This window comes from Janthinobacterium sp. BHSEK, assembly GCF_056174685.1.
The window spans coordinates 56,513-69,629 of sequence record NZ_JBWBYV010000014.1 but is presented as its reverse complement, the minus strand read 5'-3'; the positions used below and the strand labels follow the sequence as shown (position 1 = coordinate 69,629).

Here is a 13,117-nt window from a genome sequence, read left to right as displayed (position 1 = left end):
ATGACCTGCGTGATCACCGCGTAAACGAGCTCGTCTGACAGCTAAAAACCCGTTCCAAACAGGGTCTGCCAGCTGTGGATAACCATATGGATATCCACAGGTACGATATGTGAGTAAACGAAAATTTTTTTGGACGAGTTTTTTTTATCCCAAAACCATCCCAGGCAGATACAACGCTTACTCAGCGTTTATCCGTACGCCAAGCGATTGTTTACAAGGATAAATCAGGACTTATCCACAGAAGTTGTCGCCGTTAACTACTATTACTATTCTTGTATACGATCTTGTTAAGGTAAACCCGACAACGCGCGCTTTGCCTGCCCTTGCTACGAAGGAAAGCCCTGCAGCCTTCTCCTGCAAAAAAAACCGCAAGCGGCTTCTGTACGCAAAAAAAATCCAGTCAACAACTGAGCGACGAAAACCGGCACGGCCAGCGTCATGCAAGCAGCACTGCCAAACCGTTTTGCAAAATGGAAGCGTCAACCGACCTGGCCAGGTACGCGGCAAGAAACGGTGCGATGTCGAAAAGAGGGATAATTTGAGACGATTGTGGATAAGTAACTTGATATCCACAGGATGACTTGTGAGTAAACACGAAGTTATGCGCAGGCCCGCATTTTATACAATTTTGCTCCTCGCGTGATACAGCGATTATGCACGCTTTATTTTGCGCGTAAACGATTGATCCTGTTGAAAAAAAGCGACTTATCCACAGAAAAAAACGCGTTTACTATTACTACTATTTTTATATATAGATCTATTGTAAACCGACAAAAAAAGCGGAAGTGCGGGGATATTTCCCAAAAGCATGCAAAAAACGCCCAAAAAAAAGACAACGGCGACAGCACGACCCACTGCCAAACCGTCTTCAGGAATCACCTGGATGCCGATGTTCGTGAAAGAAGCGCGTTCCTGATCACTCAGCTTGGATTGCCAGACAGGGATCCGTGCACGCAAATCCCGTCAAACATGTCACTGCAGCAAGAAAAACGGCGATTTTTGCTTGCTGGTGTGGATAAGTGCCTGCATATCCACAGGATGAGATGTGGGAAAAGTCGATCTTTGTCCACAAGCCAATTTTTATCCCAAACAAGTCCTCCGTAGATACAATGCTTGTGCGCCTACTTTTTTGTGTGCTAAGTCGATGATTTTTCGATGGTATACCGACTTATCCACAAAAAAATGGCCGTTTACTATCACTACTATTTTTATGTATACATCTTTATTTAAAACACAGAGACAAACGCGCACGGTGGAAAAGTCGCCGAAACGGCTGTTTTCACCCTATAAACCGTTTTGCAATGCAAAAAACCTGTAAAAACAGCATGAATTCACACAAAAAAATGCGATTAGGCATCATCAGTGCCTTGCACGAAGAACAGCAGGGGCTGGTAGAAGCCATGCAAGGCCCCCAGAGGCGTTCGCACGGCATGCGCGACTACACCCTGGGAACCCTGTGGAATATCGACGCTGTGTGCGTTCTGTCGCGTCTGGGCAAGGTTGCCGCTGCCATGACAGCTTCTATCCTTGTGGAAAAGTACGGAGTTACCCACATCGTCTTCACCGGCGTGGCCGGCAGTGGGGATAAACACGTCAAAGTGGGCGATATCGTGGTGGCGGAAGCGCTGCTGCAGCACGATATGGATGCCCGTCCTTTGTTTCCCCGCTTTGAAGTGCCGCTGACGGGGCTGCAGCGCTTCGCCACGGACCTGGAACTGAGCACGCAACTGGCAGCTGCCGCGGAAGATTTTTTGCGTGACGATGTTTCCAGTGTGCTCAAGGCGGCCGATATCGCGGCATTTGGCTTGCAGCACGCGCAAGTGCACCGGGGCCTGATCGCCAGCGGCGACCAATTCATCAGCAGCGCCGCGCATATCAACCAGCTCAAAGTGGATATCCCCGACCTGCTGGCCGTCGAAATGGAAGGCGCCGCCGTGGCGCAAGTGTGTTTTGAACTCGGTGTGCCGTTTACGGTCATGCGCACCATTTCCGACAACGCGAATGAGGAGGCCGCCGTCGACTTCATGCGTTTCGTGCAATCCGTCGCCTCGCCGTACGCGTTGACGGTGATTCAGCAATTGTGCCAGCGCCTGGCCGGCTGATTTTTCAGTTAGCGTGCATAAAAAAAGGGCAGAACCACTGGTTCTGCCCTTTTTGCGTTGATGACCTGCTTAAATATTAGACACTCAGCATCATTAAACTCGCGTTACCGCCCGCTGCCGTCGTATTCACGCACAGCGCCCGCTCAGCAACGAGGCGCCACAGGGGGATGACATCGTCCTGCGTGGTGGTGATGGTGCCCACCAGGGCCCCTTCCCGTGCCGCCAGCAGCGGTTTGAGCTGGCCATCGAGGCTCGGTTCGATCATGGCGATCTGGAAATCATGCTTGACCGACTCCAGGTTGCTGACGACCTGGATGCGGTCCTTCAGCGCCGCCGGCAAGTCGGCCGGGATCAGGTCCGGCGCTTGCGCCAGCACCAGGGCCTGGTTACCGGTGGCCAGCACGGCTGCCAGCTGGTTCATCAAGGTGCCGGAAGTGGCTGCCGCGCACAGAATCGTGCCCCGTGCCGCAAAGCTCAGGGTATTGCGCTCGCCCGTCGGGCCTGGCAAGACGGTGGTGCTGCCCAGCAAGGTGGTGCGCGCGTATTCCTGCGCCAGTTGCTCGACCTTGTCGTGGCCATGCATCTTCGCCCACACGGTCAGCGCATCGAGCGCCGGCGGCGCCTGGCGCTGGTGCTGCGCGCCGGCCGGCGCATGGCGCTGCAGGCGTTTCAGGTACAGGGGGCCGCCTGCCTTCGGACCGGTGCCCGATTTGCCTTCGCCGCCGAACGGCTGCACGCCGACGACGGCGCCGACGATGTTGCGGTTCACATAAATATTGCCCACGTGCGCGCGTTTGGTGATGAAGTCGATGGTTTCATCGATGCGCGTATGGATGCCCAGGGTCAAGCCGTAACCGCTGTCGTTGATCGATTGCACCAGTTGCGGCAGTTCGGATCGCTTGTAGCGGATCACGTGCAGCACGGGGCCGAAGACTTCCTGCGTCAATTGCGCCAGCGACTTGATTTCCAGCACGGTCGGGGCGACGAACGTGCCTTTGACGGTCGGTAAATCGAGCGAATAATGGTCGATGGCCATGGTTTTCATCTTGTTGATGTGCGCCAGCAAGTTGCTTTGCGCTTCCGCATCGATGACGGGACCGATATCGGTGGCCAGGCGGTCAGGATTGCCAACGCGCAATTCCTGCATGGCGCCTTTCAGCATGTGGATGGTCTTGTCGGCGATTTCCGTTTGCAGGAACAGCACGCGCAAGGCCGAGCAGCGCTGGCCGGCGCTATCGAAAGCGGACGACATCACGTCCTGCACCACTTGCTCCGGCAAGGCCGACGAATCGACGATCAGCGCGTTCTGGCCGCCCGTTTCGGCGATCAGGGGAATGTCGATGCCTTCGGTCACGGCGCGCGCAGCCAGGTTGCGGTTGATCAATTGCGCCACTTCCGTCGAGCCCGTGAAAATCACGCCTTTGACGCGCGCGTCATTGCACAGGCCGGCGCCGACGACTTCTCCGCTGCCGGGCAAGAATTGCAGCGCACCGCGCGGCACGCCCGCCGCGTGCAGCAGCTGCACGGCGCGGTGGGCGATCAGCGGCGTTTGCTCGGCCGGCTTGGCCAGCACTACGTTGCCCGCTGCCAGGGCGGCGGCCAGTTGGCCCGTAAAGATGGCCAATGGAAAATTCCACGGGCTGATGCAGGTGACGGGACCGAGCGCCAGGGTAGCCGGCGCGTGTTCCACCTGCGCCGCGTAGTAGCGCAGGAAGTCGACGGCTTCGCGGATTTCCGCGATCGCGTTCGGCAGCGACTTGCCCGCTTCGCGCACGGCCAGGGCCATCAGCTCGATATGGTGTTCTTCGAACAGGTCGGCCGCGCGTTGCAACGCTTGCGCGCGCAGCGATGGTTGCGTGGTTTGCCAATCCATGGCGTAGGCGCTGGCGCTGGCCAGCGCCGTTTCCACGTCGGCCGGACCGGCTTCCATGACCTTGCCCACGACATCGTCGTGCTGGGCCGGATTGTGCAGCATGTACGTGGGGCCGTTCAGGCTGACGGCGCCATCGATCAGCGGCGCCGCCTGCCATTGTTGCTGCTGCGCCAGGCCGGTGGCCAGCGTGCGCAAGGTGTCTTCATTCGACAGGTCCAGGCCGGCCGAGTTCCTGCGCTCGTTGCCAAACATGTCCAGCGGCAGCGGAATCGATGGGTGCGGCAAGCCGCCCTGCAGGCGCGCCTGTTCCAGGGGATCGCGGATCAGGCTATCGATGGCCACGCTTTCGTCGACGATCTGGTTGACGAACGACGAGTTGGCGCCGTTTTCCAGCAGGCGGCGCACCAGGTAGGCCAGCAGGGTTTCATGCGAGCCGACGGGCGCGTAGATGCGGCACGGCTTGTCCAGATTGTCGGGGCCGACGACCTGGTCGTACAGGGTTTCGCCCATGCCGTGCAGGCACTGGAATTCGTAGTCGGTGATGCCGTCGCGTTTTGCCCAGGTATAGATGGTCGCCAGGGTTTGCGCGTTGTGCGTGGCAAATTGCGGATAGATCAGGCTGCTGGCGGCCAGCAGTTTTTGCGCACACACAAGGTAAGACACGTCCGTGTAGACCTTGCGCGTGTAGACGGGATAGCCTTCCTGGCCATCGACTTGCGCGCGTTTGACTTCCGCATCCCAATACGCGCCCTTGACCAGGCGCACCATGAACTTGCGGCCGCTGCGGTGCGCCAGGTCGACCAGGAAATCGATGGCGTAGGGGCAGCGCTTCTGATACGCCTGCACCACGTAGCCGATGCCGTCGAAACCGGCCAGGTCCGCATCGAAAGCCAGTGCTTCCATCAGGTCCAGCGACAGTTCCAGGCGATCCGTTTCTTCCGCATCGATATTGAAGCCGATGTTGTACTGTTTTGCCAGCAACAGCAGCGCTTTGACCTTTGGCAGCAATTCTTCCATGACGCGGGCGCGCTGGGCGCGGCTGTAGCGCGCGTGCAGGGCCGACAGTTTCACGGAAATGCCGGGGCCGTTGCGGATGCCGCGCCCGTTCGATGCCTTGCCGATCGCATGGATCGCCGTTTCGTACGAGGCGTAATAGTTGGCCGCGTCGGCTTGCGTCAGGGCCGCCTCGCCCAGCATGTCGTACGAGTAACGGTAGCCGCGCGTCTCATTCTCGCGGCTGTTCTTCAGCGCTTCCTCGATGGTCTGGCCCGTCACGAACTGGTTGCCCAGCATGCGCATGGCCAGGTCGACGCCCTTGCGGATCAGCGGTTCGCCGCCTTTGGCGATGAGCTTGGTCATGGCCGAACCGAGGCCCGATTCGCTGCTGGTACTGACCAGTTTTCCCGTAATCAGCAAACCCCAGGTGGCCGCGTTGACGAACAGCGACGGCGATTCGCCCAGATGCTTGCGCCAGTCGCCCTTGCTGATTTTGTCGGCGATCAAACGGTCGGCCGTTTGACTGTCGGGTATACGCAACAGCGCTTCCGCCAGACACATCAATGCAACACCCTCTTCCGACGACAGCGAGAACTCGTGCATCAGTGCATCGACGCCGGACGCGCGTGTGCGTTTTTGGCGCACGTTCGAGACCAGGCGGTGCGCCAGCGCTTGTCCTTCGGCCGTCGTTTCGGTGCTGCTGGGGCGGACTTGTTGCAACAGCCACTGCACGGCGGAAACCTCGTCGCGCCTATAGGCGGCAGTGATGGCGGCGCGTTGGGGTGTCGCTTCGGGCAGGATTTCTGCCTGGAACGCAGCAAAAGGAATCGGGGTAAAAGCCGAGGGGCCTGCAGGGTGCATAAGTGCTCTTTACAAGGAAAAAGGGGACGAAAACTGACGTAATTCTTGCTCTTTTTTGGTGCAAAAAAATACAGAAAGTCGGACGTTAAGATGATTCGATTGTAAAGGGGATTCTTATGGATTAATTCTGGTAATACAGGGGGCTAGCAATAGATAGTTTTTGATGCGACAATTTAACCAAATAATATTAATTTGGGGGTGATAGGAATGCTGGACAAGATCAGTAAGAAAATCTTGATGGAATTGCAGAGCGATGGACGCATCAGCAATGTGGAGCTGGCCGCGCGCGTGAACCTGTCGCCTGCCGCCTGCCTGGAGCGCGTGCGCAAGCTGCACGAATCCGGTTACATCATGGGCTATACGGCCCAGTTGAACCCGCAGCTGCTCGACGTCTCGCTGCTGGTATTCATCGAAGTGGTGCTCGATCGCACGACACCGGAAGTGTTCGACGCCTTCAAGCATAGCGTACAAATCATTCCAGAGGTACTGGAATGTCATATGGTGGCCGGCGGTTTCGATTACCTGGTCAAGGCGCGCGTCAAGGACATGGCGGCCTACCGCGAATTCCTGGGCAAGACCTTGCTGCAAAAAGGTGTGCGGGAAACCCACACTTATGCCGTCATGGAAGAGGTCAAAAACACCACCAAATTGCCAATTAAGTGACCCCGGTGTAGCGGCCCCACTTTTCTGATTGAGCTATCGGAACAAATGTTGTAGGGTAGAACTACAATTCTGCTATCCGGTAGCCGCCTGAAACGCCGCGCAGACGGTAACTTCAGGGTGCAAGGTTGGGCAATCGTGCCCACCCGCATACGGTTACAGCACGTCCCCTCAACGGGGCGTGGCGGGTTCGCGCAGCGGGGGACAAATGAAGCAGTTGCAGCATCAGCTGGTGCGTTTCTTTGTATTCACGATCCTGGCCATGGCCATGGCCTGTTGCCTGGCCTACCTGCTGCTGCTCTCGGGCGGCGACCATCCGTATCTGATCGCCTGCGTGGCCGCCGCCATCGGTGCCGCGCTGCTGGCATTTGCCGGCCGTCCGCGCGGCGAGCCGGGCTTGCACGAGTTCGCCGACACGGTGGGCAACGCCATCGATGCCATTATGATCGGCGCGGCGGAAACCTCGTATTTTGTCGATTCCGTCAAACAGAAGGTGGAACTCGACGTGCGCACGGCCAGCGAGATCGCCGACAGCTCCGTGCAAAATGCCGCGATGACGGAAAAGATCGCCGCCAATGCGGAACGGGCCGCCAAGGTGGCCGCCGGCGTGCGCGTGGAAAGCGTGGCGGCGCGCGCCGAAGTGGATCAGGGCTTGCGCCGCATCAATCATGCGCGCGAAGAAGCGCAAGGCGCCTCGACCACCATGCTGAGCCTGCAGGAAAAATCCAAACGCATCACGGGCTTTACGGAAGCTATTTCCGATATTTCCGCGCGCACCAACTTGCTGGCGCTGAACGCCGCCATCGAAGCGGCGCGCGCCGGCGAACACGGGCGCGGTTTTGCTGTGGTGGCCGGCGAAGTACGGCAATTGGCGCAGCGCACCAAGGAAGCTTCCGATGAAATCAGCGTGATGGTGCGCGAAATCAATGAACAGTCGGAAAAAGCGGCGCGCGGCATGAGTTCGCTCGCTACCGGTGTCACGGAAGCGGCGCGCAATGTGGAAAGCGTGCATGCCTCATTGAGCCATATCGAGGAATCGTCGGGCGAGTCCGAAGACGAGATCGGGCAAATCGCCCGCGCCTCGCGCGAACACGTCGACACGACGCAGCTGATCGCCGACGCCATCCTGCAAATCCGCGACAGCATGCTGTCGACGAATGCGGAATTGCCGCGGGCCACGCAGTCGGCCATGGCCCTGGCCGAGCGGGCCGAAGTGATCGCCGGCGCCCTGGGCGAATCGAGCGTGGCCACGCCGCACGACGAGATCCGCGAGGCGGCCCAGCGCGCCGCGCGCGAGGTGGGCAAACTGTTCGAGCAGGCGATCGCCTCGGGGCGCATCACGCGCGAAGCCCTGTTCGACCGCCACTACCGCCCCATCCCGAACACGAATCCACCCAAGCACAACACGAAGTTCGACGCGTTTACAGACAAGGTGCTGCCCGAGCTGCAGGAAGGCGTGCTGGCGGCATTGCCCCATCTGGCGTATGCGGGCGCCGTCGACAACAATGGCTATTTTCCAACGCACAACAAGAAGTTTTCCCAGCCGTTGACGGGCGACTACGCCACCGATATGGTGAATAACCGCACCAAGCGCATCTTCAGCGACCGCACGGGCAAGCGCTGCGGCAGCAATACCAAGCCCTTCCTGTTGCAAACCTATAAACGCGACACGGGCGAGGTCATGCACGATTTATCCGTGCCCATCCACGTCGAGGGCAAGCACTGGGGCGGTTTCAGGATCGGTTATCGCTCCAGCAGTCACGCATAAAAAAAACGCCTGATGAGAGATCATCAGGCGTTTTTTCTTGGGCCGGCTACGGTTACTCAATATGCGGCTTCGGTGCCACGCCGCCGCCGGCCGCCGTCGCCGTGCGTAACGTGGGCGTGTTCATGCTTTCCAGGTGATTGCGCAGCCATTTATGGGCGGGGCTGCGGGCGTCGCGCTCGTGCCACAGCATGTCCAGGTGGACGGCCGGCAAGGTCAAGGGCAAATCCTTGTACAGCAGGGACTCCGTCATGCCCGTCGAGGCGATCAGATGGCGCGGCAAGACGGTGATCAGGTCGGAATTGGCGACGACTCGCCCGGCCGTGAAGAACTGGTTGACCGTCAACAAGATGCGCCGTTCGCGGTGGATCTGCGACAGCGCTTCGTCGATCAAGCCATGCGCGCGGCCGGAAAAGCTCACCAATAAATGGTTGGCCGCGCAATAGTTATCCAGAGTCAATTCCTTGTCGGCCAGCGGATGGCCGCGCCGCATCACGCATACATATTTGCCGGAATACAGGCGCTCGTGGCGGATGGGCGAACCCGTCTCGCTCGACAATTGCGCCGCCACGCCGGGAAAGAAGCCCACGGCCAGGTCGATATCGCCGCGCAGCAGCATGGGCCGCGGTTCGCGCGTCGTCAGCGGCATCATGCGCACGTTGACGCCCGGCGCTTCCCGTTCGATCGAGCGCATCAGCGAAGGCAGCCAGAACGCGGCCGTCGCATCGGCCATGGCCATACGGAAGGTGGCGTGGGTTTTCGACACGTCGAAGGTTTCCGGCGTGACGGCCGCTTCCAGGCTGGCCAGAGCCGAGCGCACGGACGGCCACAGCGCTTCGGCGCGGGGCGTGGGTTTCACGCCATATGCCGTGCGGATCAGCAATTCGTCACCGAGGCTCTCGCGCAGGCGTTTGATGGCGTTCGATACCGCCGGCTGCGTCATCGCCAGGTGGCCCGCTGCGCGCGTCAGGTTTTGTTCCGTCATGACGGCGTCGAAAACACGCAGCAAGTTCAGATCCAGCGTCAGAAAACTCATGGAAAGCCCAAGATAAAAGTTGAATTGATTACTTAAGAGTGTAAACCGCGCCGGGCACGAATATTTTCACTCGTAAAAAAATATTACAGTTTTCCATTCACGATTCATATAATTGGTATCAAGAAATGGAATTAGATTTATATGTTGCACTGCACTATAGTACTGGCAAATTCTATAATGCACTGGAACAGTATGTCTACCTTCGCCTCCGCCCTGTACGCAGTATCCGCACCCGTGCTGGAGATTTCCCTGCTGAACGCCCTGCAACTCGTGCTGGTGATCGTCGCCGTGGGCGCCTTCGCCCTGCTGTTCAAGCCTTTGCTGGTGGGCATCGCCCGCGCCATGGTGCTGGTGGTGCGTCCCAAGCTGAGCCGCGAAGAGCGTTTGGCGCGCCAGCAGATGCGCGAAGCGCAAGCCTTGCAGCGTACCTTGGGCAAGATGGATGGCGTGTCGCCAAGCAATGCCGCCGAATTGCGCGCCCTGTCGACGCGCGCCTGAGCGATCAACTGTTGCAAATGACAAGCCGGCGTGAGCCGGCTTTTTTACGCCCGCGTTTTCGTTCAGGCCGCTTTAGGCCATATCGCCCAGCAAATGCGCGCGCAACAAGGTGTCGGCCGGATGGGCGCCGATCCAGATTTTCAGCAGCGCATTGTAAAAGGCCAGGTCCGGCACCGTGTCGCCCACCTGTTTGCCGTTCAGCTTGCACAACGTCCCCTCTTCCGGCAGCCAGTCCACGGTGAGGATATCGCCCTTTTTCAGGCCGGGCACCATTTCGAACATGGCGCCGAACTGCATCGTCTGGCTCAGCAGGCGCGTGCGGTCGGCCTGGTCGGAACTGCGCTTCAAGCCCTGCATGAAGGCCAGACCCAGCTCGTCGGACGTGATGTCGCGCAGCATGACGATTTCCAGGCGGCGCGGCCCGGGCAGCGCCAGGATCTCGGCCAGCTGGGTTTTCTTTTCCGGCAGGTACAGCGCAATCGTGTAGACCTTGAAGATGACCTTGTAGCGCACGCCGGCGCCGTTGAGTTTCAACTCGCGGCTGGCCAGCTGCACCGTGTCGTCCAGCTTGACGCCGCCCACCTCGACGGCCAGCGCAGGTTGCGCCAAGGCGGCGCACAGGCCCGCGCACAGGCAGGCGGCGGCCAGGGAGCGGCCCAGACGGGATGTGCGTATTTGCATCTTCTGCCTCCGTGGAGAAACATGTGCTGTGGATAAGTCCGCACAAGCACACAGTGTAGAACAGTTGGCAGAAGCTGGCGCCACGCAGAAGTGGCGAGGAAGAAATGCTTAGGGTTTGGCGGCAGGCAGTTCCGCCTGCAGGCGTTCGTATTTGGCCATCAATTGCTCCGGGCTTTCGCGCCAGGCGGGATTGAAGGGGATGCAGCTGACGGGGCACACTTGCTGGCATTGCGGCTCGTCAAAGTGGCCCACGCATTCGGTGCACTTGTTGGGATCGATTTCGTAGATTTCCGCGCCCATGTAGATCGCGTCATTCGGGCACTCGGGCTCGCAAATGTCGCAATTGATGCATTCGTCGGTGATCAGTAATGCCATGATTTCACTCTTACTTATTGCGATGATGCAGCGTTGGCGGCAATCTTGTTTTGCAGCCAGCGGTTCACCGAGGGGAAGACAAACTTGGAGACGTCGCCGCCCAGCGCCGCGATTTCGCGCACGATGGTGCCCGAAATGAACTGGTACTGGTCGGATGGCGTCAGGAACATGGTTTCGACATCGGGCAGCAGGTAGCGGTTCATGCCCGCCATCTGGAATTCGTATTCGAAGTCGGAGACGGCACGCAAGCCGCGCACGATGACCCGCGCTTCATGCTTGCGCACGAAATCCTTGAGCAGGCCGGAAAAGCTTTCCACTTGCACATTCGGGTAGTGGCCAAGCACTTCGTTGGCGATTTCCAGGCGTTCGTCGAGCGAGAAAAACGGTTGCTTGTTCTTGCTGTCGGCCACACCGACGATCAGCTTGTCAAACAGGCCCGATGCGCGGCGCACCAAATCTTCATGACCGCGCGTGAGCGGATCGAATGTTCCTGGATAAACGGCTACAACCATTGCGGCTCCCTGATGATGCACCAATATAGACGCGCATTATGCCTGAAATTGGTGACTACCTTGGTGCTGCGCCTCGGGCCAGGGAGCTTTTTTGCCTCATTTATAGGCAGATTCAGGCAGTTGCCGGCACTTTGTTGTAAGTTAGCAAATGATAATAAACGGTGCCCGCCTTGTCGGCGCGGATGACTTCCCATGGCGTCATCCACTCGGGCTTTTCCAGTGCGCTGGCTTCATCGAAGACCAGCGGCAAGCCCGATTCCGCGTACACGATGCCGCCCTCCTTGAGCAGGTTGGCGCACAGCGGCAACACTTTCGCCAGGAAATCCTGCTGGTAAGGCGGGTCGAGGAAGATCAGGTCGTAACGCTGGCCGCGCGCTGCCAGGCCTTGCGCTGTCAGCAGGGCGTCGCCGCGCAGCAGCTGGACATTGTCGGCGCGCAATTTCACCTTGTTTTCTTCCAGCTGGCGGATCACGGGCGTATGCGTGTCGACCATGGTGACGGAGGCGGCACCGCGGCTGGCCGCTTCGAAGCCCAGCGCGCCGCTGCCGGCGAACAGGTCCAGCACCTGGGCGTTGGCCCAGTCGCCGTCGCGCAGGTGGTTGATCCAGTTGAACACGGTTTCGCGCACGCGGTCCGGCGTCGGGCGCAAGCCCAGTGCCTGCAAAACAGGCAGCACGGAGCGCTTCCACTGGCCGCCGATGATGCGTACCTGGTTCGGTGGCGGCGCGTGGTGGACGGGGACTTTGGCGGGTTTCTTGATCTTTTTTTGCATGGGGATTTCTTCAATTCGATGGCGGCCACTATAGCATATGGCCCCCATCCCCCCTGCTGGCGCTGCCTGCCTATTTGACTTGCGTGGCCAGGGAATTGAAATCGTCGATCCAGCCCTGCATGCGCTTGACGGCATGGGCTTTTTGCGCCGGCGTGGCGATCTTGATCACCGTCATGACCATCTGCGCCGTGCTGCTTTTGTAGGCATCGAAGAAGGCTTTGCGTTCCGAATGTTCCAGGCGCTCGAAACTGTCCTTGATCAGGGTCGTGATCAAGGCCGCGGTGGCTTCCTTGCCGAGTTTTTCTTGGTGGACTTTCTTGACCAGGGTCAACACATTCTGCTGGCGCCGCATGCGTTCGTCGAGCCAGATGTCATTGTTCAGCGGACGCGCGTCGGACGCCTTGCGGATGATGGCTTCCTGCTCGCTGCTGAAGCTGCCGAACCACAGTTCGAATTGCTCCATGGCTTTCTTGTAGCGCAATTTCTGACGCTTCTCCTCGTCGCCGCTCAGGTATTTCTTGCGATAATCGTCATTGTTCGACTTGAACTTCTTTTCCATCTGCGCGATCTGCTCGGGCTTGAGCGAGCGGGCCAGGTCGGCCAAGTCGGGCGCCGCCTTCAGCAGCAGTGCCTGGGTGCGCTGCTTGATCTCGCCGTAGTCGGCCATCAGGTCCGCCTGCGTGATATTGCCTTGCAGCTGTTTCTGGCCCGTGCGCAGGATTTCCACGTAATCCTTCAATTGCGTCTTGCGGTGCCAGTCGAACAGCTTGTCGATGTCTTCGCGCACCCAGCCCTTCTGGTCGCGGTCCAGGTCGACATACGCGTTCAGCCACCAGTACAGCACGGTATCACCGTTGTTGTAGGCCAGGCGCAAGCCGCTGCAGCCGGCCATGACGACGAGCATGATGGCCAGCACGACATAAGTAAACCGCTGGAAGGGCGTGGAAGACGGGGCCTGCGTGTTAAACTTTTTCATATTCTTAACT

Annotated in this window: 11 protein-coding genes; 4 read left to right on the top strand and 7 right to left on the bottom strand. The window is 59.0% G+C overall.

Annotated features, from left to right (window positions below):
* Positions 1 to 1,325 precede the first annotated feature (1,325 nt).
* Positions 1,326 to 2,102: a 5'-methylthioadenosine/adenosylhomocysteine nucleosidase gene (locus AC0V2Y_RS06830; RefSeq protein WP_475415790.1), complete on the top strand. Its 777-nt coding sequence runs from the start codon at positions 1,326 to 1,328 to the stop codon at positions 2,100 to 2,102.
* Positions 2,103 to 2,178: 76 nt separating this feature from the next.
* On the opposite strand, the gene putA is transcribed toward AC0V2Y_RS06830, so the two are convergent.
* Positions 2,179 to 5,832 carry a trifunctional transcriptional regulator/proline dehydrogenase/L-glutamate gamma-semialdehyde dehydrogenase gene (gene putA, locus AC0V2Y_RS06825; protein ID WP_475415791.1) on the bottom strand — a complete coding sequence of 1,218 codons (3,654 nt, stop codon included), beginning with the start codon at positions 5,830 to 5,832 and terminating at the stop codon, positions 2,179 to 2,181.
* 207 nt (positions 5,833 to 6,039) lie between these two features.
* Here putA and AC0V2Y_RS06820 point away from each other — a divergent pair, with 207 nt between their 5' ends.
* Both AC0V2Y_RS06820 and AC0V2Y_RS06815 read left to right on the top strand, forming a co-directional pair.
* A complete protein-coding gene (locus tag AC0V2Y_RS06820) occupies positions 6,040 to 6,495 on the top strand; it encodes an Lrp/AsnC ligand binding domain-containing protein (RefSeq protein ID WP_010393827.1) in 456 nt (151 codons plus the stop codon).
* Positions 6,496 to 6,700: 205 nt separating this feature from the next.
* Positions 6,701 to 8,260 carry a methyl-accepting chemotaxis protein gene (locus AC0V2Y_RS06815; protein ID WP_475415792.1) on the top strand — a complete coding sequence of 520 codons (1,560 nt, stop codon included), beginning with the start codon at positions 6,701 to 6,703 and terminating at the stop codon, positions 8,258 to 8,260.
* Between the two features lie 52 nt (positions 8,261 to 8,312).
* Here the strand turns inward: AC0V2Y_RS06815 and AC0V2Y_RS06810 are convergent, their stop codons facing one another.
* A complete protein-coding gene (locus tag AC0V2Y_RS06810; RefSeq protein WP_034752642.1) occupies positions 8,313 to 9,293 on the bottom strand; it encodes a LysR family transcriptional regulator in 981 nt (326 codons plus the stop codon).
* A gap of 192 nt (positions 9,294 to 9,485) precedes the next feature.
* Between AC0V2Y_RS06810 and AC0V2Y_RS06805 the strand changes: the two genes are divergently transcribed.
* Positions 9,486 to 9,791, top strand: a complete 306-nt coding sequence (locus AC0V2Y_RS06805; protein WP_070218913.1) for a hypothetical protein — start codon at positions 9,486 to 9,488, stop codon at positions 9,789 to 9,791.
* A gap of 72 nt (positions 9,792 to 9,863) precedes the next feature.
* On the opposite strand, the gene AC0V2Y_RS06800 is transcribed toward AC0V2Y_RS06805, so the two are convergent.
* The 5 genes from AC0V2Y_RS06800 to AC0V2Y_RS06780 form a co-directional block, all read right to left on the bottom strand.
* A complete protein-coding gene (locus AC0V2Y_RS06800) occupies positions 9,864 to 10,472 on the bottom strand; it encodes a chalcone isomerase family protein (protein WP_475415793.1) in 609 nt (202 codons plus the stop codon).
* A 108-nt stretch (positions 10,473 to 10,580) separates the two neighbouring features.
* The gene (locus tag AC0V2Y_RS06795; protein WP_070218911.1) at positions 10,581 to 10,847 is read right to left on the bottom strand and encodes a YfhL family 4Fe-4S dicluster ferredoxin; all 267 of its coding nucleotides are present in this window, start codon (positions 10,845 to 10,847) and stop codon (positions 10,581 to 10,583) included.
* Positions 10,848 to 10,861: 14 nt separating this feature from the next.
* Positions 10,862 to 11,359, bottom strand: coding sequence for a pantetheine-phosphate adenylyltransferase (coaD, locus tag AC0V2Y_RS06790; protein ID WP_034752633.1), 498 nt, complete (start codon positions 11,357 to 11,359; stop codon positions 10,862 to 10,864).
* A gap of 112 nt (positions 11,360 to 11,471) precedes the next feature.
* A complete protein-coding gene (gene rsmD / locus AC0V2Y_RS06785; RefSeq protein WP_475415794.1) occupies positions 11,472 to 12,131 on the bottom strand; it encodes a 16S rRNA (guanine(966)-N(2))-methyltransferase RsmD in 660 nt (219 codons plus the stop codon).
* Positions 12,132 to 12,201: 70 nt separating this feature from the next.
* Complete coding sequence (locus AC0V2Y_RS06780) at positions 12,202 to 13,107, bottom strand: DUF6279 family lipoprotein (protein WP_475415795.1); 906 nt, start codon at positions 13,105 to 13,107, stop codon at positions 12,202 to 12,204.
* Between the last annotated feature and the right edge of the window lie 10 nt (positions 13,108 to 13,117).